The 26,065-nt window shown below is 63.0% G+C and carries 28 protein-coding genes; 19 read left to right on the top strand and 9 right to left on the bottom strand.

The annotated features are described in order from the left end of the window. Positions 1–34 precede the first annotated feature (34 nt). Positions 35–1,567, bottom strand: coding sequence for a YifB family Mg chelatase-like AAA ATPase (locus B9Z34_RS09895; RefSeq protein WP_108427954.1), 1,533 nt, complete (start codon positions 1,565–1,567; stop codon positions 35–37). Between the two features lie 198 nt (positions 1,568–1,765). Here B9Z34_RS09895 and B9Z34_RS09890 point away from each other — a divergent pair, with 198 nt between their 5' ends. From B9Z34_RS09890 to B9Z34_RS09880, 3 genes are read left to right on the top strand one after another with little or no spacing between them, the layout of a single operon-like run. After that, the gene (locus B9Z34_RS09890; protein WP_108427953.1) at positions 1,766–2,500 is read left to right on the top strand and encodes a TorF family putative porin; all 735 of its coding nucleotides are present in this window, start codon (positions 1,766–1,768) and stop codon (positions 2,498–2,500) included. Positions 2,501–2,526: 26 nt separating this feature from the next. Continuing rightward, on the top strand, positions 2,527–2,865 hold the full coding sequence (gene glnK, locus B9Z34_RS09885; RefSeq protein ID WP_108427952.1) for a P-II family nitrogen regulator: 339 nt from the start codon (positions 2,527–2,529) through the stop codon (positions 2,863–2,865). 23 nt (positions 2,866–2,888) lie between these two features. Further along, positions 2,889–4,424 (top strand): ammonium transporter, encoded by a 1,536-nt coding sequence (locus B9Z34_RS09880; RefSeq protein WP_108427951.1) that lies wholly within the window; start codon positions 2,889–2,891, stop codon positions 4,422–4,424. A 109-nt stretch (positions 4,425–4,533) separates the two neighbouring features. On the opposite strand, the gene B9Z34_RS09875 is transcribed toward B9Z34_RS09880, so the two are convergent. Further along, a complete protein-coding gene (locus B9Z34_RS09875) occupies positions 4,534–5,412 on the bottom strand; it encodes a LysR family transcriptional regulator (RefSeq protein WP_108427950.1) in 879 nt (292 codons plus the stop codon). A gap of 146 nt (positions 5,413–5,558) precedes the next feature. On the opposite strand from B9Z34_RS09875, the gene B9Z34_RS09870 reads away from it, so the two are divergent. The 13 genes from B9Z34_RS09870 (at position 5,559) to B9Z34_RS09810 (ending at position 17,796) form a co-directional block, all read left to right on the top strand. After that, on the top strand, positions 5,559–6,158 hold the full coding sequence (locus tag B9Z34_RS09870) for a PCC domain-containing protein (protein WP_108427949.1): 600 nt from the start codon (positions 5,559–5,561) through the stop codon (positions 6,156–6,158). Then, positions 6,151–6,567 (top strand): PPC domain-containing DNA-binding protein, encoded by a 417-nt coding sequence (locus B9Z34_RS09865; protein ID WP_108427948.1) that lies wholly within the window; start codon positions 6,151–6,153, stop codon positions 6,565–6,567. The genes B9Z34_RS09870 and B9Z34_RS09865 overlap by 8 nt, the downstream gene beginning before the upstream one ends. Before the next feature lie 34 nt (positions 6,568–6,601). Continuing rightward, positions 6,602–7,429, top strand: coding sequence for an SDR family NAD(P)-dependent oxidoreductase (locus B9Z34_RS09860; protein ID WP_108427947.1), 828 nt, complete (start codon positions 6,602–6,604; stop codon positions 7,427–7,429). Then, positions 7,426–8,595, top strand: a complete 1,170-nt coding sequence (locus tag B9Z34_RS09855) for an acetyl-CoA acetyltransferase (protein WP_108427946.1) — start codon at positions 7,426–7,428, stop codon at positions 8,593–8,595. The genes B9Z34_RS09860 and B9Z34_RS09855 overlap by 4 nt, the downstream gene beginning before the upstream one ends. Then, the gene (locus B9Z34_RS09850; RefSeq protein ID WP_108427945.1) at positions 8,592–10,181 is read left to right on the top strand and encodes an acyl-CoA synthetase; all 1,590 of its coding nucleotides are present in this window, start codon (positions 8,592–8,594) and stop codon (positions 10,179–10,181) included. The genes B9Z34_RS09855 and B9Z34_RS09850 overlap by 4 nt, the downstream gene beginning before the upstream one ends. Positions 10,182–10,251: 70 nt before the next feature. Further along, positions 10,252–11,268: a TRAP transporter substrate-binding protein gene (locus B9Z34_RS09845; RefSeq protein ID WP_108427944.1), complete on the top strand. Its 1,017-nt coding sequence runs from the start codon at positions 10,252–10,254 to the stop codon at positions 11,266–11,268. A 44-nt stretch (positions 11,269–11,312) separates the two neighbouring features. Further along, on the top strand, positions 11,313–13,199 hold the full coding sequence (locus tag B9Z34_RS09840) for a TRAP transporter large permease subunit (protein ID WP_108427943.1): 1,887 nt from the start codon (positions 11,313–11,315) through the stop codon (positions 13,197–13,199). 4 nt (positions 13,200–13,203) lie between these two features. Further along, positions 13,204–14,139 (top strand): SMP-30/gluconolactonase/LRE family protein, encoded by a 936-nt coding sequence (locus B9Z34_RS09835; RefSeq protein WP_108427942.1) that lies wholly within the window; start codon positions 13,204–13,206, stop codon positions 14,137–14,139. Positions 14,140–14,188: 49 nt separating this feature from the next. Continuing rightward, positions 14,189–14,497, top strand: a complete 309-nt coding sequence (locus B9Z34_RS09830) for an antitoxin (RefSeq protein WP_158268711.1) — start codon at positions 14,189–14,191, stop codon at positions 14,495–14,497. Beyond that, entirely contained in the window at positions 14,497–14,925 is a 429-nt protein-coding gene (locus B9Z34_RS09825; RefSeq protein ID WP_108427941.1) for a TA system VapC family ribonuclease toxin, read from the top strand. The genes B9Z34_RS09830 and B9Z34_RS09825 overlap by 1 nt, the downstream gene beginning before the upstream one ends. A gap of 77 nt (positions 14,926–15,002) precedes the next feature. Beyond that, positions 15,003–16,148, top strand: a complete 1,146-nt coding sequence (gene glcE, locus B9Z34_RS09820) for a glycolate oxidase subunit GlcE (protein ID WP_108427940.1) — start codon at positions 15,003–15,005, stop codon at positions 16,146–16,148. 11 nt (positions 16,149–16,159) lie between these two features. Further along, a complete protein-coding gene (glcF, locus tag B9Z34_RS09815) occupies positions 16,160–17,398 on the top strand; it encodes a glycolate oxidase subunit GlcF (RefSeq protein ID WP_108427939.1) in 1,239 nt (412 codons plus the stop codon). 53 nt (positions 17,399–17,451) lie between these two features. Further along, complete coding sequence (locus tag B9Z34_RS09810) at positions 17,452–17,796, top strand: XRE family transcriptional regulator (protein WP_108427938.1); 345 nt, start codon at positions 17,452–17,454, stop codon at positions 17,794–17,796. A gap of 21 nt (positions 17,797–17,817) precedes the next feature. Here the strand turns inward: B9Z34_RS09810 and B9Z34_RS09805 are convergent, their stop codons facing one another. Genes B9Z34_RS09805 through B9Z34_RS09795 form a run of 3 tightly spaced genes read right to left on the bottom strand, consistent with a single transcriptional unit; the run spans position 17,818 to position 19,624 of the window. Continuing rightward, entirely contained in the window at positions 17,818–18,783 is a 966-nt protein-coding gene (locus B9Z34_RS09805) for a GlxA family transcriptional regulator (RefSeq protein WP_108427937.1), read from the bottom strand. Between the two features lie 8 nt (positions 18,784–18,791). Next, positions 18,792–19,040 carry a DUF1272 domain-containing protein gene (locus tag B9Z34_RS09800; RefSeq protein ID WP_108427936.1) on the bottom strand — a complete coding sequence of 83 codons (249 nt, stop codon included), beginning with the start codon at positions 19,038–19,040 and terminating at the stop codon, positions 18,792–18,794. Between the two features lie 20 nt (positions 19,041–19,060). Next, a complete protein-coding gene (locus B9Z34_RS09795; protein WP_108427935.1) occupies positions 19,061–19,624 on the bottom strand; it encodes an isochorismatase family protein in 564 nt (187 codons plus the stop codon). A gap of 517 nt (positions 19,625–20,141) precedes the next feature. Here B9Z34_RS09795 and B9Z34_RS09790 point away from each other — a divergent pair. Then, positions 20,142–20,528, top strand: coding sequence for a hypothetical protein (locus B9Z34_RS09790; RefSeq protein ID WP_108427934.1), 387 nt, complete (start codon positions 20,142–20,144; stop codon positions 20,526–20,528). A 140-nt stretch (positions 20,529–20,668) separates the two neighbouring features. On the opposite strand, the gene B9Z34_RS09785 is transcribed toward B9Z34_RS09790, so the two are convergent. The 3 genes from B9Z34_RS09785 to B9Z34_RS09775 form a co-directional block, all read right to left on the bottom strand. Further along, positions 20,669–21,151, bottom strand: a complete 483-nt coding sequence (locus tag B9Z34_RS09785) for a glutathione peroxidase (RefSeq protein ID WP_108427933.1) — start codon at positions 21,149–21,151, stop codon at positions 20,669–20,671. 150 nt (positions 21,152–21,301) lie between these two features. Then, positions 21,302–22,195 (bottom strand): DMT family transporter, encoded by an 894-nt coding sequence (locus B9Z34_RS09780; RefSeq protein WP_108427932.1) that lies wholly within the window; start codon positions 22,193–22,195, stop codon positions 21,302–21,304. An 11-nt stretch (positions 22,196–22,206) separates the two neighbouring features. Continuing rightward, complete coding sequence (locus B9Z34_RS09775; RefSeq protein WP_108427931.1) at positions 22,207–22,842, bottom strand: DedA family protein; 636 nt, start codon at positions 22,840–22,842, stop codon at positions 22,207–22,209. A gap of 192 nt (positions 22,843–23,034) precedes the next feature. Between B9Z34_RS09775 and alr the strand changes: the two genes are divergently transcribed. Next, positions 23,035–24,132 carry an alanine racemase gene (alr, locus tag B9Z34_RS09770; RefSeq protein ID WP_108427930.1) on the top strand — a complete coding sequence of 366 codons (1,098 nt, stop codon included), beginning with the start codon at positions 23,035–23,037 and terminating at the stop codon, positions 24,130–24,132. A gap of 84 nt (positions 24,133–24,216) precedes the next feature. Then, positions 24,217–25,140 carry a DMT family transporter gene (locus tag B9Z34_RS09765; protein ID WP_108427929.1) on the top strand — a complete coding sequence of 308 codons (924 nt, stop codon included), beginning with the start codon at positions 24,217–24,219 and terminating at the stop codon, positions 25,138–25,140. 10 nt (positions 25,141–25,150) lie between these two features. On the opposite strand, the gene B9Z34_RS09760 is transcribed toward B9Z34_RS09765, so the two are convergent. After that, positions 25,151–25,912 (bottom strand): TSUP family transporter, encoded by a 762-nt coding sequence (locus B9Z34_RS09760; RefSeq protein ID WP_108427928.1) that lies wholly within the window; start codon positions 25,910–25,912, stop codon positions 25,151–25,153. Positions 25,913–26,065 lie beyond the last annotated feature (153 nt).

Raw genomic sequence — 26,065 nt, 5'->3', positions numbered from 1 at the left:
CCCTTGGCCCAGCCGGTGGCCGCCATGGCGCACTTCAGGATTCCTTGAGCACCCGGCGGTATTGCACCGCTTCGGCCACGTGTGCGGCAGCAATGGTGTCGCTGCCCGCCAGATCGGCGATGGTGCGGGCGACTTTCAGGCTGCGGTGGGTGCTGCGCCCGCTCCAGCCGAGCTTGGCGGCAGCCTTTTGCAGCAAGCTGGTGGCGCTCTCATCCAGACGTGAATGGGTGTCGATGGCCTGGCCTTGCAACGCCGCGTTGGCGCAGCCTTGCCGGGCCAGCGCTCGTTCACGGGCGGCTAAGCTGCGGGCCGCAATGGCCTTGGTGCTTTCGCCGGGCGGGGCGTTCAGCAGGTCTTGTGCACTCAGGCTGGGCACTTCGATGTGCAAATCGATCCGGTCGAGCAGTGGCCCGCTGAGCTTGCCCTGGTAGCGGCTGACCTGGTCGGGCGAGCAGCGGCAGGCCCGTGTGCTGCTGCCCAGGTAGCCGCAGGGGCAGGGGTTCATGGCTGCGACCAGCTGAAAACGTGCAGGAAACTCGGCCCGCCGCGCTGCCCGGGCGATGGTGATGGTGCCGCTCTCCAGTGGCTCGCGCAGGGCTTCCAAAGCGGCTCTTGGAAATTCCGGGAGTTCGTCCAGGAAGAGCACCCCATGGTGCGCCAGTGAAATTTCTCCAGGTCGGGGCGGCGAGCCGCCACCGACCAAAGCCACGGCACTGGCCGAATGGTGCGGCTGGCCGGTGGGGCGTTGCGCCCAGCGGGCCAAATCGAAGCGCCCGACCAAGCTGGCCACCGCCGCCGACTCCAGCGCATCTTCGATCGACATGGGCGGCAGCAAACCCGCAAAGCGCTGGGCCAGCATGGATTTGCCCGAGCCCGGTGGGCCGACCATGAGCAGCGAGTGGCCTCCTGCGGCGGCGATTTCCAGCACCCGTTTCACGCCGGCTTGGCCTTTCACATCGGCCAGGTCAGCGTAGCGTGGTGGTGCATGGGGCACAGAGGCCGCCATGCGCACCCAGCCCTCGCCCGGCTCCGGCGGGGGCTCGTTGGAGGGTGGCAGGAACTGTTGCACCACGTCGAGCAGATGCCGCGCCCGGAAGACTTCGGCGTCCGGTGCGAGGGCGGCCTCTTCGGCGCTGCCTGGGGGCAACACGAGCCGGGTGCGCACGTGTTGCTGGCGCAGCACCAGGCTCATGGCCAGGGCGCCGCGCACCGGGCGCAGTTCGCCCGACAGCGACAACTCGCCCGCGAATTCGTAGCCGTTCAGCTTGCTGGCGTCGATCTGCCCGCTGGCGGCCAATATGCCCAGCGCAATCGGCAAGTCCAGCCGCCCGGAGTCTTTGGGCAAGTCCGCCGGGGCCAGGTTGACGGTGATGCGTTTGTTGTGCGGAAAGTCCAGTCCGCTGTTTTGCAAGGCCGAGCGCACGCGCTCGCGCGCTTCTTTCACTTCCACATCGGCCAGCCCGACCAGCGTGAAGCTGGGCAGACCGTTGGCCAGATGCACCTCGACGGTGACGGCGGGCGCTTGCAGGCCGACCAATGCGCGGCTGTGCACCAAACTGAGACTCATATCCTCTCCCTGCCCCATGCTGGTGCATGGTGTGTGTCCGTGCACGCAGATCATGTGCACGGATCTTGTTGGAATGCCATTCAAGCACGCACAGAGCGGGCATGCACTGGTAAATGCCCTTGGTGATGGGGTCTGAAGTGAGTTGGCACGCTATCTGCATGAGGTGCTTGTCCTTTCTTCACTTTTTTGGAGTTCACCATGAAAAAAATCTTCGTTCCTTCCCTGATGGCTCTGGCTTTGGGTTCTGTGAGCGGTTTGGCACAAGCCCAGACGGCGACTCCCGAGAGCAGCCTGTCCTTCAATGTGGGCGTGACCAGCGACTACCGTTACCGTGGCATTTCCCAGTCCCGTCTGCAGCCCGCTTTGCAAGGTGGTGTGGATTACGCCGACAAGAGTGGTTTTTATGTGGGCGCTTGGGGTTCCAGCATCAAGTGGATCAAAGATGCAGGCGGTGATGCCTCTGCAGAGCTGGACTTGTACGCAGGCTACAAAGGTGCGGTGGGTGATGTGTCGTATGACCTGGGCTTCCTCCGTTACGAATACCCCAGCAACAAATTGGCGGTCAGCGCCAACACCAATGAAATCTACGGGGCGGCCACCTTCGGCCCTGCGACCCTGAAATATTCGCATGCTATTTCTAACCTGTTCGGTTTTGCAAACAGCAAAAACAGCTATTACGTGGACCTGAGCGGCACGTTTGACCTGGGCGGCGGCTTCAGCCTGGTCCCGCATGTGGGTTATCAGTCCGTGAAAAACAACGGGGCTTATTCCTACACCGATTACGCGCTGACTTTGGGCAAGGACCTGGGCAACGGTCTGTCGGCCACGGCCGCTTTGGTGGGCACCGACGCTGACAAGGCCCTGTATGTCACGCCCGCAGGCAAATTCACGGGCAAGACCGGCCTGGTCGTCGGCCTGAAATACGCCTTCTGATCCCCGCACACACACAAGGAGCCAACATGAAACTGGTGACCGCCATCATCAAACCCTTCAAGCTGGACGAGGTGCGTGAAGCACTTTCGGGCATCGGCGTGCAGGGCATCACCGTGACCGAAGTCAAAGGCTTTGGTCGTCAAAAAGGCCACACCGAGCTGTACCGCGGCGCGGAATACGTGGTCGACTTTTTGCCCAAAGTGAAGATCGAAGCCGCTGTCTCGGACGAACTGGTCGAGCGCGTGATCGAAGCCATCGAGTCCGGTGCCCGCACCGGCAAGATCGGCGACGGCAAGATCTTCGTGTACGACCTCGAGCAAGTGGTTCGCATCCGCACCGGTGAAACCGGCGCAGAAGCCCTTTGATGCATCAGAAAGAGAGTCGATAAATGAAAAAACTACTCGCTACCCTGGCCTTGGGCCTGAGTCTGGGTCTCGGTGTGTTCGGCACGGCGTCTGTCGCCACCGCACAAACCGCTGCCCCTGCTGCCGTGACGGCACCAGCGGCTGAAGCCAAACCGGACGCTGCACCCGCCCCTGCAGCACCTGCTGCTGCGGCCCCCGCTGCAGCCGAAACGGCACCCGCACCCGTGCCCAACAAGGGCGACATCGCCTGGATGATGGTCTCCACCATCCTCGTGATCCTGATGGTCATTCCGGGCCTGGCCCTGTTCTACGGTGGCCTGGTGCGCAGCAAGAACATGCTGTCGGTGCTGATGCAGGTGGTGGTCACCTTCTCGATGATCACCGTGCTGTGGTTCATCTATGGCTACAGCCTGGCCTTCACCGAGGGCAATGCCTTCATTGGCGGTTTTGACCGCCTGTTCATGAAGGGCATTTGGGACAACGTGGGTGGCACCTTCGCCAACGCGGCCACCTTCAGCAAGGGCGTGGTCATTCCCGAGATCTCGTTTGCCGCTTTCCAGGCCACGTTCGCGGGCATCACCTGTGCGCTGATCGTCGGCGCATTCGCCGAGCGCATCAAGTTCTCTGCCGTGCTCGCTTTCATGGTGCTGTGGTTCACCTTCAGCTACCTGCCTGTGGCGCACATGGTCTGGTTCTGGATGGGCCCTGACGCCTACACCGCCAAGGAAGTGGCCGACGAAATGACCAGCAAGGCCGGCTTGATCTGGCAGTGGGGCGCACTGGACTTTGCAGGCGGCACGGTGGTGCACATCAACGCCGCTGTCGCGGGTCTGGTGGGTGCCTTCATGGTCGGCAAGCGCATCGGTTATGGCCGTGAAGCCATGGCTCCGCACAGCCTGACTTTGACCATGGTGGGCGCGTCCTTGCTGTGGGTGGGCTGGTTCGGTTTCAACGCCGGCTCGGCGCTGGAAGCCAACGGTTTCGCAGCCCTGGCCTTCATCAACACCTTGGTCGCCACAGCCGGTGCCGTGCTGGCCTGGTGCGTGGGTGAAGCCCTGATGCGCGGCAAAGCCTCCATGCTGGGTGCCGCTTCGGGTGCGGTGGCCGGCCTGGTCGCCATCACGCCCGCTGCAGGCAACGTCGGCCTCGTCGGTGGTCTGGTGATCGGCATCGTGGCAGGTTTTGCTTGCCTGTGGGGTGTGAACGGCCTCAAGAAGATGCTGGGCGCAGACGACTCGCTGGACGTGTTCGGTGTGCACGGTGTGGGCGGTATCGTCGGTGCCTTGCTGACCGGTGTGTTCAACTCGCCCGCCTTGGGTGGCCCGAGCGCCGTGGGTGACTGGGTCACCGTGGCCATGGTCACGCCAGACGCTTACTCCATCGCCGCGCAGGTCTGGACCCAGGCCAAGGCTGTGCTGCTGACCATTGTCTGGTCGGGTGTGGTGTCGGTGGTCGCCTTCAAGATCGTGGACCTGACCATCGGTCTGCGTGTCACGGAAGAAGAAGAGCGCGAAGGTCTGGACATCTCTTCGCACGGTGAGTCGGCCTACCACGGCTAAAGCCCGTCAAGGCAAACCTCATGGCAAAGGGTGGCGCAAGCCACCCTTTGTTCATCTTGTCTTCAGCCCGCAGTGCTTCGGCCCTGCGGGCTGCTTCTTTGGAGCTGCGCTATTTGACCTTGGGCAGCATCTGCCGGAAGGCTTGCAAAACGGGGGACTGGTCGGATGACCGCCAGACGGCTTCGGTGGCCACCTGGGGTTTGTCACCACGCAGGGGTCGGTAGACCACACCTTGGCGTTGCAGCGCCTGCACACAGGCTGGCACCAGCGCCACGCCCAAGCCGCCGCTGACCATGCTGACGATGGTGTGCATCTGGCGGGCGCTGAAAATTTGCGGGCTGAAACCGTGCTTCATGCAGGTGGCCACGATGGCGTCGAACATCATCGGGCCGTTGTGCCGCTCAAAGCCCAAAAATTGCTCTTGCGCCAGCTTGCCCAAGGACACCGTGGCCTGTGCAGCGGCCGGGTGGTGTTCGGGCAAAGCCACCACCAGGGGCTCGAGCAGCACCAGTTGCGCATCCAGCGTGGGCGGCAGGTCCGAGGTCTGGAACACCAGGCCCAGGTCGATGCGCCCACTTTCCACGTCGTGGATCAGCTGGTCGGTGGTGCCTTCGAGCAAAGACACCTTGACCCGGGGGTAGTCCTGCGTGAAGCGCCGCAGCAGCGTCGGCAAAAACGAATAAGCGGGCAGGCTGATGAAGCCGATGGTCAGCGAGCCCATCAGGCCTTGGGCCGCTTCCTGGGCGCGGCGGCGCATCAGGTCGGCCGAGGCCAGCACCGCATAGGCGTCTTGCAGGGCCTCTGCTCCGGCCGGGGTCAGGGCGATGCGGCGCGAGGTGCGTTCGAGCAGGCGCACGCCCAATTCGTCTTCGAGCTCCTTGATGGCGAGGCTGACCGGGGGCTGGGTGAGGTGCAGGCGTTGGGCGGCACGGCCGAAGTGGAGTTCTTCGGCCACAGCGACAAAACACCGCAGGTGGCGCATGTCCATTGATATATTTTGCAAATAGATTAATCTGTAAAGTAAATTTAACAGAAACAAAGAGAGGCCCTGAATTGGTCTCAAAATACAAACCCAAAGCGACCCCACGAGGTCGAGCCAAGAACAGATGGCCAGCACAGGCCAGGAGACATGACATGGCAGCTCCCGCACCGGGACACCTCCCGGAGCCCGCCTCCGGGCGGCCACGCACATTGGTCCATCCCGGGCCACGCGCAGACCTGCGCCTGTCACACGTGGCGGCCCATGGCGGGCGGCAAATCCGTTTGTCCTTGACGGCGGGCACTTGTTTGCACGAGGGCTTGACGCGTGCGCTGGGCGCTGCAGGTGTCCAGGCCGCCGCCATGGCGCTCATGGGCGGTGACCTGGCCGAGGTGGCGTATTGCCTGCCTGTCCCTGATCCTGCAGGCCAGCTCATGGCCACCTATGGCCAACCCATCGTCTTGCAGGGCGCCAGCTTGCTGCGCGGCAGCGCCACCCTTGGCCAGGACGCGCAAGGTGCGCCTGTGATCCATTGCCACGCCAGTTTTGCCGATGCCCAAGGTCGTGTGCGCGGTGGGCATGTGCTGACCCCCCGCACCGTGGTGGGCCAGCGGCCCGTCACGGTGTTGGTGTCGGTGTTGGATGGCGTGGCGCTGCGCCTGGGTTTTGACGACGAAACCCGCCTGCACATGCTCAAACCCCATGCCATCCAGCCCCCGGCTGTGGCCACCGTTGCAGGCGCACACCATGGTTGAAGCTGTTCACACCACGCAGACCGAAGAGGGCCGTCTGGGCCGCATGGTGTACGGCCGCATGGCCCCCAACGAAGACTTGGTCCAGGGCCTGCAGGCCATTTGCCGTGCCCAGGGCCTGCGCCATGCGCTGGTGCGTGTGGGGCTGGGCAGTCTGGTCGATGCCTGTCTGCAGGTCCCTTCGGGCCAACAGATCTTTGTCGAAGGCCCCGCCGTGGAGGTGCTCAGCCTGTTTGGCGAGCTGCGCACCGACGCCCACGGCCAGACCACCGCCGACCTGAGCGGTGTGGTCGTCGATGCCGCAGGCCAGGTGGTCAGCGGTCGTTTTGTGCCTGGCCACAACCTGGTGTTTGCCACTTTGGAAGTCACTCTGGAAGAGTGGCTGCCCTCAGCCGAGTCCGGCGCTGTTTGATTTTTTTCACCCACCCCACCATTGACCCATCCACATGACCGCTTCCTCAACTTCCATGCCTGTCACCACGCCCGTTGCTGTGGTGACCGGCGGTGCCCGCGGCATTGGCCTGGCCATCGGCCAGTGGTTCCTGAACCACGGCTACAAGGTCGCCTTGCTCGACGTTGACCAGGCCACGCTGGCCGCCACCGAGCGCACACTGGCCCGCCCGGGCGATATGCTGGCGCTGCACTGTGACGTGTCGCAACCCGATCAGGTCGATGCCGCAGCGGCCGCCGTGGTGGCCCGCTTTGGCCGGGTCGATGCGCTGGTGAACAACGCGGGTGTGGCGGTGTTCAAGCCGGTGCTGGAGACCACGTTTGCCGAATGGCGGCAGGTGCTCAGCACCAACCTGGACGGCGCGTTTTTGTGCTCGCATGCCTTTGGCGCGATCATGACCGCCCAGCGCAGCGGCGCGATCGTCAACATCGCGTCCATCTCGGGCCTGCGTGCCAGCACGCTGCGCGTGGCCTACGGCACCAGCAAGGCCGCGCTGATCCACCTGACCAAGCAATTCGCGGTCGAGCTGGGCAACTATGGTGTGCGCACCAACGTGATTTGCCCCGGCCCGGTCGAGACCGAGATGGCCAAGCTGGTGCACAGCGTGGCGATCCGCTCCGACTATTACGACACCATCCCGCTGGGCCGCTACGGCAGCACCGAAGAGATGGCCAACACCGTGGGCTTTTTGTGCAGCAAAGAGGCCAGCTTCATCAATGGCCAGTTTCTGGCGGTGGATGGCGGTTTTGACGCCTCGGGTGTGGGTTTGCCCACCTTGCGTCGCACCACCCCCGAGCTGCAGAACGTGGGAGCCGCATCATGAGCAGCAGCTGCATCATTGGCTGGGGCCACACCCCGTTTGGCAAGCTCGACGCGGTCGATGCCGAGCAACTGATCCGCGATGCGGTGCAACCCGCGCTGGACAGCGCAGGCTTGCAGGCGCAAGACATCGATGGTGTGTTTGTGGGCCACTACAACGGCGGCTTCATGCCGCAGGACTTCACTGGGGCGCTGGTGGCCATGGCGGTGCCGGGCCTGCGCCATGTGCCCGCAGTGCGTCTTGAGAACGCCTGTGCCACCGGTTCGGCGGCCATCTGGGCGGCCATGGACGCGGTCGAATCCGGCCGTCTGCGCCACGCGCTGGTGGTGGGCTTCGAGATCATGAACGCCGTGCCCGGTGCCAAGATCGCCGAGACCTTGCTGCGCTGCTCTTATGTGAAAGAAGAAGCGGCCAACCCGGCCGGTTTTGCGGGCGTGTTTGGCACCATCGCGGCCACGTATTTCGAGCGCTTTGGCGACCAGAGCGACGCACTGGCCGCCATCGCCGCCAAGAACCACGCCAACGGGGTAAAGAACCCGTTCGCCCACATGCGCCGCGATCTGGGTTTTGACTTTTGCCGCTACCCGTCCGACAAAAACCCTTTTGTGGCCGGGCCGCTCAAGCGTTCGGACTGCTCTTTGGTGTCCGACGGCGCCGCTGCGCTGGTGATCTCCAAAGCGCCCGTGGCCGGTGCCCGTGTGCCCGCCGTGCGCTGGAAGTCGCGCACGCAGGTGAATGAATATTTACCCCTGTCGCGCCGCGACCCGACCCGTTTTGAAGGCGCGGCCATGGCCTGGCACAAGGGGCTCGATGCCGCCGGGGTGTCGCTGGGTGATCTGTCGTTTGTCGAAACGCACGACTGCTTCACCGTGGCCGAGCTGCTCGAATACGAAGCCATGGGGCTGGCCCCGCACGGACAGGGCGCACGCGTCATTCTGGATGGCGTGACCCGCATCGACGGGGCGCTGCCGGTCAACCCCTCGGGCGGTCTCAAGTCACGCGGGCACCCGATCGGGGCCACCGGGGTGTCGCAGCACGTCATGGCCGCCATGCAACTGACGGGCGAGGCGGGTGACATGCAGCTGCCCGATGCCCGGCTGGGCGCGGTGTTCAACATGGGCGGCGCGGCGGTGGCCAATTACCTGAGCGTGCTGGAGCGTGCGGCATGAGTGATGCACAGGTCATGAACCTGTCGGCCCTGCTGGCGCAGACAGCCGCGCTGTTTCCTGACCGGCCGGGGCTGATTCAGGGTGAACGCCAGTGGACCTGGCGCGAGATCAACGCGCGGGTGGACGCTTTGGTGCAGGGCCTGCGCGAGATGGGCATGCAGCCGGGCGACAAGCTGCTGGTGCAGTCGCGCAACAGCCTGGCCATGTTCGAGAGTTGCTGGGCTGCCTTTCGGCTGGGCGCGGTTTGGGTGCCGACCAATTTCCGGTTGACGCCGCCCGAAGTGGCGTATCTGGGCAGCTCCAGCGAAGCCACCTTCATGCTGGCCGAGGATGTGTTTGCCGCGCATGTGGACGCGGTGCGCGAAGCCAGCCCCCGCCTGCAACACGTCATCACCATCGGCGCGCCGCGTGCGGGCGAAACGGCTTACGAGGACCTGCTGGCCCGCCATGCGGGTGCGCCCACTGCCATGGCAACCGTCACGCCCGACCAGGTGCTGTGGTACTTCTACACCTCGGGCACCACCGGCCGCCCCAAGGCGGGCATGCTGACGCATGGACAGCTGGCGTTTGTGGTGACCAACCACCTGGCCGATCTGATCCCCGGGACGTGTGAGACCGATTGCTCGATCGCGGTGGCGCCCCTGTCGCACGGCGCGGGCATCCATGCCTTGCTGAATGTGGCGCGGGGCGCGGCTACGGTGCTGCTGCCGTCCGAGCGCATGGAACCGGCCGAAGTCTGGCGTCTGGTCGAAAAGCACCGCGTGACCAACCTGTTCACCGTGCCCACCATCGTCAAGCTGTTGGTGGAAGACCCGGCGGTGGACCAGTTCGACCACAGCAGCCTGCGCTATGTGATCTACGCGGGTGCTCCGATGTACCGGGCCGACCAGAAATTGGCTTTGCAAAAACTCGGCCCGGTGCTGGTGCAGTACTTCGGTCTGGGTGAGGTGACCGGCTGCATCACCGTGCTGCCGCCTTCCATGCACGCCATCGACGATGCCGACCCGAATGCGAACATCGGCTCTTGCGGGCGGCCACGCACGGGCATGGAAGTGGCGATTCTGGACGCGCAGATGAACCCGGTGCCCACCGGCACGGTGGGCGAAATCTGCTGCCGGGGCCCGGCCGTGTTCGCGGGTTACTTCAACAACGAAGACGCCACCGCCAAGGCGCTGCGCGGGGGCTGGTTCCACACCGGCGACCTGGGGCGGCTCGACGCGCGGGGTTTGCTCTACATTACAGGGCGCGAATCCGACATGTACATTTCGGGGGGCTCCAACGTCTACCCGCTTGAAGTGGAAGAAATTTTGCTGACGCACCCTGCCGTGGCCGAAGTGGCCGTGCTGGGCGTGCCCGATGCCAAATGGGGTGAGGTGGGCGTGGCCGTGGTGGTCAGCCGTGACCCGGCCCTGACGGCGCAGGCACTGTTGGCGCATCTGGAGGGGCGTTGTGCCAAGTACCGCTGGCCGCGCCATGTCTTTTTCTGGGATGCCTTGCCCAAGTCAGGTTACGGGAAAATCACCAAGAAAGACATCCGCCAGATGCTGGAAGAACGAGGCGACCTGCAGCTGCAGGCCGTGACTTGAGAAGAGAGAGAAGTGAAGTGGGGCCACCTGGCCCCGAGTTTGATCGATGACCCACCTTTAGGAGACTGAGATGACCCTTTCCCGCCGTTCCGTTTTGCGCACCGCCGCCGCCGCGTCCGTGGCCGCCTTGCCCATGAGCCAGGTGCTGGCGCAGCCCAAGGCCGAGTTCACCTACAAATATGCCAACAACTTGCCGGTGACCCACCCGATGAACCTGCGCGCCAAGGAAATGGCCGCCGCCATCCTGGCCGAGACCAAGGGCCGCGTGGACATCCAGATTTTCCCGGCCAGCCAGCTGGGCAACGACACCGACATGCTCAGCCAGCTGCGCGCTGGTGGCATCGAGTTCTTCACCCTGTCGGGCCTGATCCTGTCCACCCTGGTGCCGGGTGCAGCCATCACCGGCCTGGGCTTTGCCTTCCCCGACTACGACACCGTCTGGAAAGCGCTGGACGGCGATCTGGGCGCCCATGTGCGCAAGGAAATCAGCAAGGCCAACCTGGTGGCCATGGACAACATCTGGGACAACGGCTTCCGCCAGATCACCTCTTCCACCAAGCCGATCCAGACGGCCGACGACCTCAAGGGCTTCAAGATCCGCGTGCCCGTGTCGCCCATGTGGACGTCCATGTTCAAGGCCTTTGACTCGGCCCCGGCCTCGATCAACTTTGCCGAGGTGTATTCGGCCCTGCAAACCAAGGTGGTGGACGGTCAGGAAAACCCGCTGGCCATCATCGACACCGCCAAGCTCAACGAAGTGCAGAAATACTGCTCGGTGACCAACCACATGTGGGACGGCTTCTGGTTCCTGGCCAACCGCCGCGCCTGGGACCGTCTGCCCGCCGACCTGCGCACCATCGTGGCCAAGCACATCAACGCAGCCGGCCTCAAGCAACGCGCCGATGTGGCCGCCATGAACGCCACCTTGCAAAAGTCGCTGACCGAGAAAGGCATGGTGTTCAACAACGCCAAGGCCGACACTTTCCGCAACCGCCTGCGCCAAGCCGGTTTCTATACCGAGTGGAAAGCCAAGTTCGGTGACGAGGCCTGGGCCTTGCTGGAACGCTACAGCGGCAAATTGGGCTGATCGGCCACGGCGCAGACAAGACAAAAACGAGAAACAGCACACTTATGACGGACGTTCAGACCCAGCCGCTTTTGGGCGGCGAGCACTATTCCGCACCAGAGGCTGCCGGCCCGGGCGGTGGTCGAAAAGCGTCACGCTGGATGTTCCCCCTGGAGGCGGTTTCGGCCGCCCTGATGGTGGGCATTGTGGTGTTGCTTCTGGCGGCTGTCTTGTCGCGTTACGTGTTTGCCAATTCGATTGTCTGGATTGACGAGGTCGTGTCGACCTCGTTCATCTGGCTGACCATGATCGGTGCCGGGCTGGCCATGCACCGCAACGAGCATTTGCGCTTGTCGCTGGTGGTCGACAAGCTGCCAACGCGCGTGCAGCCGTATGTGCATGCCTTTGCACTCACGGTGGTGGTCGCGTTTCTGGTGGGCTTGCTGCCTTCGGCGGTGGAGTACGCCCAGGAAGAATGGTTCATCAAATCGCCCGCGCTGGACCTGCCCAACACCTACCGCGTGGCGTCTATCCCTTTTGGCTTGGGCGTGATGCTGCTGATCGTGCTGGCCTACGCTGCGCGCACCGTACCTGTGCGGGCGTTGCTCAGCGCGGCTGTGGCGGTTGGGGCTGTGGCCGCTGTTTGCCATGCATACAGCGCCACGCTGCCCAACTTGGGCAGCTGGAACATGCTCATCTTTTTGGTGGGCGTGGTGGCGGTGTGCCTGATGGCGGGCGTGCCGATCGCGTTTTGTTTTGGTTTGGGGGCGCTCAGCTATCTGGCGTTCACCACCCAGGTGCCGCTCTTGATCGTGGTGGGGCGCATGGACGAGGGCATGTCCAGCCTGATTCTGGTGTCGGTGCCGATTTTTGTGCTGCTCGGCTGCGTGCTCGACGCCACCGGCATGGGCAAAGCGATTGTGGATTTTCTGGCCTCGCTGATCGGCCACGTCAAGGCCGGCATGTCCTATGTGCTGCTGGGCTCGCTTTTCATTGTTTCGGGCATCTCGGGCTCCAAGGTGTCGGACATGGCCACCGTGGCCCCGGCGCTGTTTCCTGAGATGAAGCGACGCGGCAACAAGCCCAAGGAAATGGTGGCCTTGCTGGCCACGGGCGCGGCCATGGCCGACACGGTGCCGCCCAGCATTGTGCTGATCGTGCTGGGTTCGGTGGCCGGTGTGTCGATCGCCGGGCTGTTCCAGAGCGGCTTTGTGGTGGCGATGGTGCTGCTGCTGTCCTTGTTGGTGCTGGCCCGCTGGAAGGCGCGGCATGAGCAGGTCGAGGGTGTCAAGCGCCCACCGATTTCGGTCATCGGCCGCTTTTTGCTGGTGGCTGCACCCGCGCTGGTGCTGCCCTTCTTGATCCGCAGCGCCGTGGGCGGCGGCGTGGCCACGGCCACCGAGGTGTCCACCATCGCGGTGCTGTATGCGCTGGTGATTGGCCAGGTGATGTACGGCGGCATTGGCCTGCGCAAGTTCTACGACATGCTGGTCGAGACGGCCGCCTTGTCGGGTGCGATCTTGTTGATCCTGGGCGCGGCCTCGGCCATGGCCTGGACCATCACCCAAAGCGGCGTGGTGCAGCAATTGTCGAGTTTCCTGACCACTTTGCCGGGCGGCCCGATCGCTTTTCTGGCGGTCACCATCGTGGTGTTTCTGGTGCTGGGGTGCTTGCTGGAAGGTTTGCCTGCCGTGCTGCTGCTGGCCCCCATCATGTTCCCGATTGCCAAGAAGCTGGGCATCCACGACATCCACTACGCCATGGTGGTGGTGTGTGCCATGAACGTGGGCCTGATGATGCCGCCTATTGGGGTGGGCTTTTATGTGGCCTGCCGCATCGGTGACGCCAAGCCCGACGAGGTGATGGGTGCCATCTGGCCCTATTTGGTGGCTTTGCTGCTCGGGGTGGTGGTGGTGGCTGCTGTGCCCGCGATTTCCACCTTCGCCTTGTAGCGCCATGACTTTGGGGGATGCAAGCCGTTGGCAAGCCCTGACCGCCGAACCCGATGGCTTGAGCGAGTCGCCTTTCTGGCACCCGACTGAACAACGCCTGTACTGGGTGGACATTCCGGGCCGTCGCATCGCCCGCGTGGCGGTGCAGGGTCTGCAGGCCCAGGGCCCAGTCGACTACTGGCCCCTGACGCAAGAGCCCGGCTGCATCGCACCTGTGCAAGGCGGTGGCTTGGTCATGGCCTTGCGCGATGGCATTTACCTCGGGCGCGAATGGGGCGGTGACTTGCAGCTTTTGGCCGCTGCACCCTACGACACCACGCGCCTGCGCTTCAACGACGGCAAGTGCGACGCCCAAGGGCGCTTTTGGGCGGGCAGCCTGTACGAGCCCAAAGACCAGGCGCTCGGCGTGCTTTACATGCTGGACGGCCAAGGCCTTCACGCCATGATGGACGGTGTGGTGACGGCTAACGGCCTGGCCTGGTCACCCGATGGCCGCACGGCTTATTGGGCCGACACGGCTGCGCACCAGGTGCGGGCTTTTGACTCGGAGCCAGCCACGGGTCAACTGTCAGCCCCTCGTGTATTCCATCAAATGACACCCAAACCCGCAGGCTGGAGCTGGGGAGATCACAGCCCCTATGGCGGCCGTCCCGATGGCGCCACAGTGGACAGCGAAGGCTGCTATTGGTCTGCCCAATACGAAGGCCAGCGCCTGCTGCGCGTGTCGCCTGCGGGTGAGGTGCTGGCCGAAGTGAAAACCCCTGTGCCTTGCCCCACCATGCCCTGCTTTGGCGGGCCAGATCTGAAAACCTTGTTCATCACCACATCGCGCCAAGGCCGCAGCCCGCAAGAGCTGGCGCAGTATCCCGCTGCCGGGTGTGTGTTTGCCATGCGGGTGGCGGTGGCGGGCTTGCCGGTCAATGGGTTCGAGGCGTTTTGAAGCCCATGGAGGATGCCCCCTGTTGAAACAGGTGCACCAGGCATGATGGATGTTTGATGTGATAGCATCAAACATCAAGACATCAGGAGCTGAGATGCGAACCACCCTAGACATTGCGGACGACGTGCTTTTTGCGGCCAAAGAAATTGCCCAAAGAGAGAAAAAGTCGATTGGACAAGTCATGAGTGATTTGGCGCGAAAGGCATTTGCAGTGGGGGACTATCAGCCGCAAACGGCTCAAGCCGTGCCCCAGGTGTCTGAACGCTTGGCCCAATACGGCATTCAGCCCTTGCCTTCACGGGGTGCGGTCATCAGCAATGAGCTGATCGAACGATTGCGCGATGCCGAGGGTGTTTGATGCGTGCACTGTTCGATGTCAATGTGCTGATTGCCTTGCACGATCGCGATCATGTCCACCATGTCCGTGCCGCGCAATGGTTTGAAGGCCACATCCAACATGGCTGGGCCACCTGTGCATTGACCCAAAATGGGTGCCTTCGCATCATGGGTCAGCCTGGTTACAGCAGCCCTCAACCCATCCCCATGCTGGTCAGCATGTTGCAAAACTCCACAAGAACGGCGCACCATGCTTTTTGGTCCGATGAGATCAGCCTCTTGGATCCGCAGCAGTTTCAACATGGGCACATTCACAGCGCGAGGCAGTTGACGGATTTGTACCTCTTGGCCTTGGCCGTCAAGAACCAAGGCAGACTGGTGACGCTGGATCAACGAATTCCGATCAGTGCAGTGCGCGGCGCAACCCCAGCGCACTTGGTGGTACTTTGATACGCCCAATTTCCCACAATCCGTTCGTTCAAAAAATTCACGCGGTTCCCTGAGGCCGGGGGTTACCATCTTGGCCCATGGAAACTCAACTCAATATCCTCATCGACGCTGTGCGCCAGGCGGGTGCGGACGGCCGCGTGCTGCGTTTGCGCGGCAGCGGCAGCAAAGACTTTTGGGGCCAGAGCCTCACGGGCGATGTGCTCGACACCCGGGGCTACCGGGGCATTGTGAGTTACGAACCCAGCGAGCTGGTGGTCACGGTGCGCTGCGGCACGCCCTTAGCTGAGCTGGAAGCCGCCTTGGCCGAAAAAGGCCAATGCCTGGCGTTCGAGCCACCGCATTTTGGTGAGGGTGCCACCGTGGGCGGCATGGTCGCTGCTGGCCTAAGCGGCCCGGCCCGCGCCACCGCTGGGGCTGTGCGCGACTACGTGCTGGGCGCGCGCTTCATCAACGGTCTGGGCGAACACCTGACCTTTGGTGGCCAGGTCATGAAAAACGTGGCCGGCTACGACGTGAGCCGCCTGATGGCGGGCAGTTGGGGCACGCTGGGCCTGATCACCGAGGTCAGCCTGAAGGTCTTGCCCGTGGCCCCGGCCGAGGCCACCTTGATGATGGCGAGTCTGGCGCAAGGCCCAGCGCTGGATTTGCTGCACCGCTGGGGTGGCCAGCCCCTGCCCCTGAATGCCAGCGCCTGGGTGCGCGACCCCACGGCCCAGCCCGTGGCCGACTATTTGTTTGTGCGTCTGCGGGGCGCGGTGGCGGCCGTGCAGTCGGCCACGGCCAAAATGAGTGCCGATGCCGTCGCCCTGGGTGCGCAGGTGCAGGCCATGGACAACGCCGAAGCCGCGCAGGACTGGCGCGCCAGTGGTGAGCAGACCCTGCCGTTCTTTGACCCACCCAGCCCCGATGCCTGCCTGTGGCGCCTGTCGGTGCCGCAAACGGCGCCTTTGCTGGATTTGCCTTATGCCCAGTACATCGAATGGCAAGGTGCACAGCGCTGGCTGTGGGCACCCGCCTCGGCGGCGGTGGCTTTGCGTGAATTGGCGCAATCGGTCGGTGGCCACGCCACCCTGTTCCGCGCCAGCGTCGCCCATGCCGAAGTGGACAAGGTCGCCGGGGTGAATACCCCGCTCGAAGCCGTGCAGCAACGCATCCAGCAGCAATTGCAAAAGCAGTTCGATCCGAAAGGCGTGTTCGCCACCGGTCGCTTGCACCCCCTCTGAGGCGAATCGCCATGCAAACCCACCTCGCCCCCGAATACCAAAACACCCCCGAAGGCCTGGAGGCCGAAGCCATTTTGCGCAAGTGTGTGCACTGCGGTTTTTGTACCGCCACCTGCCCCACTTACCAGCTGCTGGGCGACGAGCTGGACGGCCCGCGTGGCCGCATCTACCTGATGAAGCAGGTGCTGGAGGGCGAAACGCCCACCCGCAAAACCCAGCTGCACCTGGACCGGTGCCTCACCTGCCGCAACTGCGAAAGCACTTGCCCGAGTGGCGTGCAATACGGCCACCTGGTGGACATCGGCCGCAAGTTGGTGGACGCCAAAGTCGAACGCCCCGCCAGCGAAAAGCTGGTGCGCTGGGCGCTCAAAGAAGGCCTGCCTTCACCCCTGTTTGCGCCGGCCATGAAGATGGGCCAGATGGTGCGCGGCCTGCTGCCCGAGAGCCTCAAAGCCAAAGTGCCCGCGCCGCAAAACGCGGGCGCCTGGCCCACCGCACAGCATGCCCGCAAAGTGCTGATGCTGGCCGGTTGCGTGCAGCCGAGCATGAGCCCCAACATCAACACCGCCACCGCCCGTGTGCTCGATACCGCAGGCATCCAGACCGTGACCGCACCCAAGGCCGGTTGCTGCGGCGCGCTCAAGTTTCACCTGAACGATCACGACGGCGGCAAAGACCACATGCGCGCCAACATCGACGCCTGGTGGCCACTGGTGGAGAGCGGCGAGGTCGAAGCCATCGTGATGAACGCATCGGGCTGCGGCGTCATGGTCAAGGACTACGGCCATGTGCTGAAAGACGACCCCGTGTACGCCGACAAAGCCGCCCGCATCGATGCCTTGACCCGTGACCTGAGCGAGCTGCTGCCCGAGCTGGTGCCGCTGCTCAAACCCAAGTTGAAGCCCGAAGCGCTGCAAGCCGCAGGCCTGCAGGCCTACCACCCGCCCTGCACGCTGCAACACGGCCAACAACTCAAAGGCGGCGTGGAAAAGCATCTGGGCGATCTGGGCTTTCAGATCAAGGTCACGGCCAATGAATCGCACCTGTGCTGCGGCTCGGCAGGCACCTACAGCGTGCTCAACCCCGAGCTGTCCAAGCAACTGCGCGACCGCAAGCTGGGTCACCTGAACGCGCTGCAACCGCAAGGCGTGATCAGCGCCAACATCGGCTGCATCACCCACCTGCAAAGCGGCAGTGGCCTGCCGGTCCGGCATTGGGTGGAGTTGTTGGACGAGGCGATCAGCGGCTGAGCATCAAAGAACACAAAGAAGCACAAAATTTAATTTCTGTTAAAGTTTGTGTTATGCCAAAGCCCTCTCTTGCTGCCGACCACCTGCCCGCTTCAGCCGCCAAAGCGCTGCGGGATTTGGGCGAAAACTTGGCGCTGGCCCGTCAGCGCCGCAAGGGAAGCCTGCGCGTTTGGGCCAGCCGCATGGCCGTGTCGGTGCCCACGCTCATCCGCATGGAAAAGGGCGATCCTTCGGTGGGTATGGGTGTCTATGCCACTGCGCTATGGCTCATGGGGCGTCATGCTGCATTGCCCGAAGTGGCGGCACCTGCACAAGACCTGAATGCGCTGGAGCAAGACATTGAAGCCGTGCGCCAGCGTGCGCGGCGTCTGTCGCGAAAGTCAGTGGACGTGACTTGAGTTAAGGGGGCGACACTTTGATTAGCTGTTCATGGATGGCGTGTTGATCGACACCCACCGCTGCCACACCCTTCTGAAATCTCGCGCCGAGCCAAAGCCGCAGGCCTCGGCCAATTGTTCCTGGGTCAGCGCCGGTTGTTGTGTCAGCAGTTCGCGTGCCCGCGTCATACGCAGTTGCTGTTGGTAGTCCACTACGCTGATGCCGGTGTGCAGCATGAACAAGCGCGACAGATGCCGTGGGCTCACGCAGGCCATATCTGCCAGCTCGGGCAGCGACCAGCGGTGGGCGGGGTCTTGGCTCAGGCTTTGCGCGATGGCATCTTGCGCCCTGTGTACCGCCGGGTGCATGTGATTGCGGTGCGCCAGCCAGGGCGACAGCTGCGGGTCATTCGGGCCACGGCGGGTGTACATGACCAAGCGTCGCGCCACTTGCGCCGCCAACGCGGCACCGGCCACTTGTTCAACGATATAAAGCGCCAGATCGATGCCGGTGGTGATGCCTGCGCTGGTCAGCACTCGCCCGGCGTCCACAAAAATCCGGTCGGCTTGCACTTGTGCCGTGGGGGCCAAGGCTTGCAAATCATCAAGGAGCATGTGGTGTGTGGTGCAGCGCAGGCCGTTGAGTTGGCCCGCCATAGCCAGCAGCAACGCGCCCGAGCAGATGCTGCCCAATCGCGTGTCCGGCCGCATGGCGGTTTGCAGCCAGCGCACCACTTGCTGGGCTGCGGGCGTTGCATAGTCTTCGCGCTCGTGGCTGTTGCCGGTGATCAGCACCAGGCTGTTGGGCGACAGCGGCTGGGGCAAGGGGTCAAGCCCGGTCAGCTGAGTGCCCAGCGAAGTGTTCACGTCAGGGCGTGGCCCACAGGTGTGCAGCACCAGCGATGCACCCAGGTCGTGCGCCATGCGCAGCGCTTCGGCAGGGCCCGCGTAGTCGAGCAACAACACGCCGGGGGTGACAACGAGGTAAATGGTGAGCGGGGTGGTCATTGCCTTGATCAAGCCAGTGGTGGACAGCCTTGTGGTTTGACCACCCGTTCTGTGGATGCGGGGTTGTTCAGCAGTTTGGCTGCAGGCCGCACCGGGCGGCGCACCAGCTCGCCACCGCAATTGGGGCAGATGCCTTGCAAGCGCGAGTCGGCGCAATCGGCGCAAAAGGTGCATTCAAACGAACAGATCCGCGCTTCCAGCGCCTGAGGCGGCAGGTCGCGGTTACAGCATTCGCAGTTGGAGCGCAGTTGGAGCATGGGGTTTCCTGGTGGGCGGTTCAAAGGCTGGACAGGCAAGTATCCACGTTCACGATGCGTGCAAAGCGATCAGCCAAGACCAGCTCGGTGCGGGTGGTGATGTCCTGTGCACTGAAGGTCTGGCCGGTGCCTTTATGCGTCATCGGAAAAGTCAGTGTCGCTTCGGACACAAAGTCCACCGTATAACCCAGGTCCGAGCCCACGCGGGCCGTGGTCTCACAGCACTGCTCGGTGCGGATGCCACTGATGATGAGGCGCTGCACGCCGCGCCTGCGCAGCCACACATCGAGACCCGTGTCGGTGAAGGCGTTGTGCACATGCTTGTCAAAGCTTGCAGCGGGATGGCCCGGCAGCCAGTCCATGGGCTGGATCAGGCCCGAGTCGGCGCGAAAAGGGCCATCGTTGTCAATGTGAAAAATATGCACTACCGGTATATCGGCCTGACGGCAACTCGCTTCCAGTTTCAGGAGCGCTTGCTGAAATGGCGAGGGATGACCCGAAGGCCAATACGGCATGTGCTCAAAGGATTGCTGCACATCGATGATGAGCAGTGCGGATTTTTGGGATGTAGCTTGGCAGGTCATGGTGCGCTGGTGCAGGTGTTGAACATGTGGCCATTGTGCGAATCAGACCTGGCGTTGCACAGGGCTAGGCGAGACCAGAAGGGGACAAAAAAGGACAGATTGAAATAACCCCACTCCGATCGGATCTGGCGCGCAGGTCGGCAGAAATTTCGTTAGAGCAAGGCTTGATGAAGCCTGTAAGCAATGGGAAGCCCCATGAAATCCCGCGCAGAAGCGATACCGCACGCTAGGGCCAATGGTGTGGGTAGAAACAAGCTCATTGCCAGTGCTTGGTGTTGGCGTTCAGACAATCAGGAATGCTGTGGATGATCTCTCATCCTTGAAATTGAACGTGTGACGTTCAGATTTCAAGGATGAATCGAAAAATCCTGGCTCCTTGAGCGTATTCAACCGAAGTTCAAAATCCTTGTCCCCGATCCGGCAAGGCCCTCGCCCGAGCACGCCCAAATGCCCAGCCGGGTAGGATCAGCACTGGACGGCAGATCGCGCTTGCAAAGCGCAAACAAAGGACAAGACGATGGCGATACCTTGGTTAATGGCGCTCAAAGTGATTCCTTGGGGTGATGTGATCGAACACGCCCCCACGGTGCTCAAAGCCGCACGCAGGCTGATGGACCGCCAACCGCCTCAGCCACCCGGCCAGGCAGGCACCCCTGCCACGACAACCCCCGTGAGTGATGTGCCCAGCCTGGGAGAACTCAAAAACGCCTTGATCGCTGCGCAAGGCCAGATTGACGGGCAAGCCCAAACCCAACGCGAGCTGACCGAAACCCTGGCCGAGTTGGCCGAACAAAATGCGCGACTGGTCAGCGCCGTGGAAATGCTGCGCCTGCGCACGCGGGTGTTGGTGTGGGGGGGCTCGGCGGTGTTGGTGTGGTTGGCTGTGCTGACTTGGTGGGCTTGAACTCAGGAACCTGAGCAGGCTGGAGGCCCATCAGGCAGAGCCATCGGTCAAGCCTTGCAGGTCAACGCGCCGGGTACGGAACCCTATGACTTGACATCAATTCACCATCGATTTGATATCAAAACAACATCAAAACAACATCAAGCCGCCAGCGCCGCCTCAATGTCTTTGGCGATCTTCTCCGGCGAGTCCTGCGGCGCATAGCGCTTGATCACCCGACCATCGCGCCCCACCAAAAACTTGGTGAAGTTCCATTTGATGGCCTTGCTGCCCAGAATGCCGGGCGCTTCGGCGGTCAGCCATTGGTACAGCGGGTGCGCCTCGTCGCCGTTCACTTTGACCTTGCTCATCATCTGAAAGCTCACGCCATAGTTCTTCTTGCAGAAGTTGGCGATTTGTGCATCGTCGCCCGGGTCCTGGCTGGCGAACTGGTTGCAGGGAAAGCCGAGCACGGCGAGGCCTTGTGCGCTGTACTTCTGGTGCAGCTTTTCAAGCCCGGTGAACTGGGGCGTGAAGCCGCAGGCGCTGGCGGTGTTGACGATCAGCATCACCTGGCCTTTGTAGCGCGACAGCGGCACAGTTTGGTGGTCGATGCTTTGGGCTTCAAAGTCATGAATGCTCATGGGGTACTTTCCGTGTGAGGTCGCGGCAGGCTCAAATCGAGCCAGGCCGTCTGTTGGTTTAAAAGGGCCATGTGCAAGCTTGCCTGCAAGCGAATGTCCACAGAAAGGTCGGGGCTGATGGTCGGCGTGGGTGGCGCTTATTCAGAAAAGTCACTTCCGGGCTTTGCCGGGGGCCACCGCCAGCATCGCCGCCAACAAGATCAAAGCCCCGCCGATCAGGGTGCGGCTGTCCCAGGAAGAGGCCCCGAGCAAGACCGAAGACACGCTGGCAAACAGCACTTCGGACAACATGACCAGCGCCGTGGTGTGGGCGGCCAGGCGGGCCGCGCCGTATTGCAGGGCCAAGTTGCCAAAAAGGAAGGAAACGCCGAGCAGTGCCACCAGCGGCAACCAACTCCAGGCAGGGGCCGTGCCCAGCGCCACAACGCCCGTGGCCAAACCCACCCAGGCGGCCAGCGTGGCCATGACCGCGCCGCCACCAAACATGGCCAGGGTGCGCGATGAGCTGGGCGTGTCTTTGAGCTTGAGCAGCAAGGCGTTGGTGATGGCAAAAGTCAGGCCGCCCATCAGCGCCAGCCCATCGGCCAGGCTCTCGGGCACAGGCCAGGGCGTCTCGGGAGTTTTGAGCACGATGAATAAACCGGCCAGCGCCAGCAGCAAGCGCAGCAAGGCCATGGGGGTGGGCTTTTCACCCAGCAGCCACCAGGCCACCAGCACCGACCAGGCGGGCATCAAATAAAACAGCAGTACCACGCGCACCACGTCGCCGACCGTGACGGCCCAGTTGAAGCCCACATTGGTGAGGCCCGAGGCCAGCAACAAAAGCCACAGCCCGGTGTGCTTTCGCCAGCTCAACAGCTGCCCGCTGCGCCACAGCCACAGAGCGATGGACACGAACACAAAGGCGTAGACCAGCGCGGTGGCCCACAGCGGGTGAAGGCCCTGGGCTTCGAGTTGTTTGAAGGGCCACCAGCACACGCCCCAGACAAATGCGTTGAGCAGGAGCCCGGCCACGGCCAGGCTTTTGGGAGCGGCTGGGCCCATGTCCGGGCTTGTCAAGACGGGTCGTTGGGGGTGTCGGCGGCTGCAGTGGTCTGGCGTTTGCGCCACCAGCGCCAGCCCAGCCACACCACACCGATACCCAGCAGGGCAAAAATGCCATGCTGGAACTGGCGCAGCACACCAAACATCCAATCCCAGTTCTGTGCGCCAAAGTAACCCAGATAAACCCAGATTGGCACGCTGATCAGAGCGGCAAAGCCGTCCATCAGGAACCAGGTGGCGAAGCTCACACGGTGGCTCATGCCTGCCGAGAAGAACACCGGGGTGCGCAGACCGGGCAGAAAGCGGGCCACGAACATGACCCATTTGCCGTATTTGTGGAAAGCGTCTTGCGCGCTGGCAAAGCGCTCGGGGGTCAGGATCTTGCGAAACCCGGGCAAACGGGAAATGCGCTGGCCATACAGACGTCCCAGCGTGAACATCAGCCCGTCGCCAATCATCACGCCCGCCATGCCCACGGCAAACATGGTGTGCACGTCGGCATGGCCCAAGCCTGCAATGACACCACCCGTCACCAAGGTCACGTCTTCAGGAACGGGAACGCCGAAACCGCAGATCAACAGCATCACAAACACAGCCAAATAGCCGTATTCGGTGAAGATGGGCATCAGAAACTGAAAAACTTCCATGGATTACAAGGGTCAGCCAGCGCCTGAACAGCTCAGGCGGAATGCGCGGGCTTAACAGGCAGCGGGCCAGTGTAAATCATTTGTAAGCCCCTTCCCGCGCGGGGAAAGGGTGTGTTTACCCGATGATTTGAGGTCGATTGGGCGCTCGCTCAAGCTGGCATACTTGACCCGCACTTTTCGCCCTCAGACCCCATGCCCCGCCCGATACAAGCCACCATCCACACCGCTGCGCTGCGCCACAACCTGGACGTGGCCCGTCAGGCCGCGCCCGACGCCCAGGCCTGGGCCGTGGTCAAGGCCAATGCCTACGGGCATGGCATCGAGCGGGTGTTTGACGGTTTGCGCGGGGCCGATGGTTTTGCGCTCTTGGACCTGGCTGAGGCCGAACGGGTGCGGGCTTTGGGCTGGCGCGGCCCGATTTTGCTGCTCGAAGGTGCTTTCGAGGCGCGAGACCTGGAGCTGTGCTCTCGCCTGCACCTGTGGCACACGGTGCATTGCGACGAGCAGATCGACATGCTGGCGCTGCACAAGACCCACGAACCGCACCGGGTCTTCCTGAAGATGAACTCGGGCATGAACCGCTTGGGTTTTAGCCCACAGCGCTTTCGCTCGGCCTGGACACGGCTGAACGCCTTGCCTCAGGTGGACGAAATCTCGCTCATGACCCATTTCAGCGATGCCGATGGCCCCAAAGGCATTGCCGAACAAATGGCCCGCTTTGAAGAGGCCACCCGCGACCTGCCGGGCGAGCGCAGTGTGAGCAACAGCGCCGCCACCTTGCGCCATGCGCAAGATGCCGCTGTCAAGGCCGACTGGATTCGCCCGGGCATCGCCGTGTATGGCAGCGCGCCCGATTTCCCGGAACACAGCGCCGCGCATTGGGGATTGCGGCCCGCCATGAGCTTGAATGCCCGCATCATCGCCGTGCAGGATTTGCAGGCTGGCGACAGCGTGGGTTATGGCTCCAGCTTTGTGGCCGATGGCCCCATGCGTATTGGCGTGGTGGCCTGCGGTTATGCCGATGGTTACCCGCGCATTTGCCCCACGGGCACACCTGTGCTGGTGGACGGCGCACGCGGCCGCACCGTGGGCCGCGTGAGCATGGACATGCTGACGGTGGACCTGAGCAGTTTCCCCCAAGCCGGGGTGGGCAGCACCGTCACGCTGTGGGGGCAGTCGGCCCAGGGCACGGTGCTCGGCATCGACGAGGTGGCCCAAGCGGCTGGCACGGTGGGTTATGAGTTGATGTGCGCCCTGGCGCCGCGTGTGCCGGTGGTGCTGGAGGATTGACAGCTTGGCGGTCTGCCAGAGGTGTGGCGGCAGCTTGCTGCCAGCGTGACAAGCCGGGCTGACTGTTGGGCCCACAATCGCGGCATGCCCCACCGCACCCCTGTCCACCGCCACGACCAACGCGCTTTGCTCGTGGCCTTGGTGCTGATCGTCATCTGGGGCGGCAATTTCACACTCCAGAAATACCTGTTTGGGCTGATTTCTCCGGGTGGTTTCCTGTGGGCGCGTTACCTGATCATGCCCCTGTGTGCCCTGGTCCTGATGCGCTGGCGTTTTGGGGTCTGGCTGCCGCCTTTGCCCCGCAAGGACTGGCAACACATGGCCTGGCTGGGCTTCATTGGGCACTCCCTGCATGTGGGCCTGGTGACTTATGGCATCCACTGGTCCACGGCGTTTTCCAGCTCGGTCATTCTGGCCTGTGGGCCGATTTTCACCCTGTTGATCCTGCGCATGCAGGGCCTGGAGCGCTTGAGCCTGCCCCAGATGGCCGGGGTGTCCTTGGCTTTTGGTGGGGTCTTGATGTTCCTGTCCGACAAACTGTTGGGCGGCAACTGGCGGGCTGGAGGGGGTGACCTGGTGCTGCTGGTGGCCGCGGGCCTCTTTTCTTATTACACCGTGGCGGTCAAGCCCGTGATGCAACGCCACGGTCCGGTGCTGACCATGGGTTACGCCACCTTGCTCGGCGGTCTGCCGGTGATGCTGCTGTCGGTTCCGGCAGGCGTGGATGCGCCTTGGTCTGTGCTGGATTTTTGGGCTTGGGTCGGCCTGCTCTGGTCGATCATGGTGTCGGCCTTTGCCGGTTGGCTGGCCTGGGGTTGGATCAACAATGTGCGCGGCGTGGCGCGCACGGCCCCTCTGATGTACCTGATGCCCCCGATGGCGGGCCTGTTTGCCTGGGCGTTGTCGGGTGAGAATTACACCTGGATCAAGATCGCCGGGGCGGGCGTGACCTTGCTGGGTGTGGCACTGGCGCAGTACACCGGACAGATCAAGTGGCGTTTGCGCTGACGCCGTCGATTCAGGCTTTGAGCCAGGTGTCGTAGGCGGTTTTGCAGATCAGGGCCAGCACCACAAAAATGAACACATGGCGCACAAAGCCCGCGCCGTGCTTGAGGGCCAGCCGGGTGCCAATGAGGCTGCCCACCATGTTGGCCGCACCCATGGCCAGGGCCAGATGCCACCACACATGGCCTTTGAATGTGAACAGCGTGAGTGCCGACAAATTGGTCGCCACGTTGATCATCTTGGCTGCAGCCGAGGCGTTCAGAAAATCGTAGCCCAGCACCCGCACATAGGCAAACACCAGAAAGCTGCCAGTGCCCGGCCCAAAAAAACCGTCATAAAACCCGATCACCAGGCCGATGCCTGCTGCGATCCAGGCCTCTTGTGCCCCGGCAAAGCGTGGCGCATGGCTGCGGCCCAGGTCTTTCTTGATCAGGGTGTACAGCAACAGCGCCGCCAGCAGTACGGGCAATATTTTGCGAAACAGGCTCGGGTCCACCTGGGTGACCACCCAGGCCCCGGCCAAAGAGCCCAGCAGGCCCGCAGCCGCAGCAGGCAGCAGGGACCGCCAGGGCATGACCACCTTGCGGCTGTATTGCACGGTGGCGAAGGCAGTGCCCCAAATGGAGGCGCTTTTGTTGGTGCCAAACAAGGTGGCGGGCGCTGCTCCGGGGAAGGTGGCAAACAGGGCGGGCAGCAAGATCAGCCCGCCGCCGCCCACAATGGCGTCGACCAGGCCAGCCAGCAAAGAGGCCAGCGAAACAATCAGTAATTCCATGGCCTTGATTGTGGCATTGCGTTGCCAGTGGGCAGTGTCAGGCTAGGTGGGGTGTTTTGTTGTGGGCCTCCCACAAAGGGGAAGATGAGCAGCCCAACGAACAGGCAAAAAAAAGCGCCGCTTGCGCGACGCTTGGAAAGTACACCTCGTTGG

The organism is Limnohabitans sp. Hippo3 (assembly GCF_003063665.1).
Taxonomy (GTDB): domain Bacteria; phylum Pseudomonadota; class Gammaproteobacteria; order Burkholderiales; family Burkholderiaceae_C; genus Limnohabitans_A.
Note: the sequence above shows the minus strand (reverse complement) of the source record. Positions and strands in the feature narration are given on the sequence as shown.

Excerpts from the sequence above, each read along its gene's own strand:
- B9Z34_RS09870 (WP_108427949.1), top strand. The coding sequence starts at position 5,559 with ATGGCAGCTCCCGCACCGGGACACCTCCCGGAGCCCGCCTCCGGGCGG.
- B9Z34_RS09835 (WP_108427942.1), top strand. The coding sequence starts at position 13,204 with ATGACTTTGGGGGATGCAAGCCGTTGGCAAGCCCTGACCGCCGAACCC.
- B9Z34_RS09880 (WP_108427951.1), top strand. The coding sequence starts at position 2,889 with ATGAAAAAACTACTCGCTACCCTGGCCTTGGGCCTGAGTCTGGGTCTC.
- B9Z34_RS09830 (WP_158268711.1), top strand. The coding sequence starts at position 14,189 with ATGTTTGATGTGATAGCATCAAACATCAAGACATCAGGAGCTGAGATG.
- B9Z34_RS09840 (WP_108427943.1), top strand. The coding sequence starts at position 11,313 with ATGACGGACGTTCAGACCCAGCCGCTTTTGGGCGGCGAGCACTATTCC.
- B9Z34_RS09860 (WP_108427947.1), top strand. The coding sequence starts at position 6,602 with ATGACCGCTTCCTCAACTTCCATGCCTGTCACCACGCCCGTTGCTGTG.
- B9Z34_RS09895 (WP_108427954.1), bottom strand. The coding sequence starts at position 1,567 with ATGAGTCTCAGTTTGGTGCACAGCCGCGCATTGGTCGGCCTGCAAGCG.
- B9Z34_RS09850 (WP_108427945.1), top strand. The coding sequence starts at position 8,592 with ATGAGTGATGCACAGGTCATGAACCTGTCGGCCCTGCTGGCGCAGACA.
- B9Z34_RS09825 (WP_108427941.1), top strand. The coding sequence starts at position 14,497 with ATGCGTGCACTGTTCGATGTCAATGTGCTGATTGCCTTGCACGATCGC.
- B9Z34_RS09890 (WP_108427953.1), top strand. The coding sequence starts at position 1,766 with ATGAAAAAAATCTTCGTTCCTTCCCTGATGGCTCTGGCTTTGGGTTCT.
- B9Z34_RS09780 (WP_108427932.1), bottom strand. The coding sequence starts at position 22,195 with ATGGGCCCAGCCGCTCCCAAAAGCCTGGCCGTGGCCGGGCTCCTGCTC.
- glcF (WP_108427939.1), top strand. The coding sequence starts at position 16,160 with ATGCAAACCCACCTCGCCCCCGAATACCAAAACACCCCCGAAGGCCTG.
- glcE (WP_108427940.1), top strand. The coding sequence starts at position 15,003 with ATGGAAACTCAACTCAATATCCTCATCGACGCTGTGCGCCAGGCGGGT.
- glnK (WP_108427952.1), top strand. The coding sequence starts at position 2,527 with ATGAAACTGGTGACCGCCATCATCAAACCCTTCAAGCTGGACGAGGTG.
- B9Z34_RS09810 (WP_108427938.1), top strand. The coding sequence starts at position 17,452 with ATGCCAAAGCCCTCTCTTGCTGCCGACCACCTGCCCGCTTCAGCCGCC.
- B9Z34_RS09765 (WP_108427929.1), top strand. The coding sequence starts at position 24,217 with ATGCCCCACCGCACCCCTGTCCACCGCCACGACCAACGCGCTTTGCTC.
- alr (WP_108427930.1), top strand. The coding sequence starts at position 23,035 with ATGCCCCGCCCGATACAAGCCACCATCCACACCGCTGCGCTGCGCCAC.
- B9Z34_RS09875 (WP_108427950.1), bottom strand. The coding sequence starts at position 5,412 with ATGGACATGCGCCACCTGCGGTGTTTTGTCGCTGTGGCCGAAGAACTC.
- B9Z34_RS09790 (WP_108427934.1), top strand. The coding sequence starts at position 20,142 with ATGGCGATACCTTGGTTAATGGCGCTCAAAGTGATTCCTTGGGGTGAT.
- B9Z34_RS09865 (WP_108427948.1), top strand. The coding sequence starts at position 6,151 with ATGGTTGAAGCTGTTCACACCACGCAGACCGAAGAGGGCCGTCTGGGC.
- B9Z34_RS09795 (WP_108427935.1), bottom strand. The coding sequence starts at position 19,624 with ATGACCTGCCAAGCTACATCCCAAAAATCCGCACTGCTCATCATCGAT.
- B9Z34_RS09760 (WP_108427928.1), bottom strand. The coding sequence starts at position 25,912 with ATGGAATTACTGATTGTTTCGCTGGCCTCTTTGCTGGCTGGCCTGGTC.
- B9Z34_RS09785 (WP_108427933.1), bottom strand. The coding sequence starts at position 21,151 with ATGAGCATTCATGACTTTGAAGCCCAAAGCATCGACCACCAAACTGTG.
- B9Z34_RS09855 (WP_108427946.1), top strand. The coding sequence starts at position 7,426 with ATGAGCAGCAGCTGCATCATTGGCTGGGGCCACACCCCGTTTGGCAAG.
- B9Z34_RS09775 (WP_108427931.1), bottom strand. The coding sequence starts at position 22,842 with ATGGAAGTTTTTCAGTTTCTGATGCCCATCTTCACCGAATACGGCTAT.
- B9Z34_RS09845 (WP_108427944.1), top strand. The coding sequence starts at position 10,252 with ATGACCCTTTCCCGCCGTTCCGTTTTGCGCACCGCCGCCGCCGCGTCC.
- B9Z34_RS09800 (WP_108427936.1), bottom strand. The coding sequence starts at position 19,040 with ATGCTCCAACTGCGCTCCAACTGCGAATGCTGTAACCGCGACCTGCCG.
- B9Z34_RS09805 (WP_108427937.1), bottom strand. The coding sequence starts at position 18,783 with ATGACCACCCCGCTCACCATTTACCTCGTTGTCACCCCCGGCGTGTTG.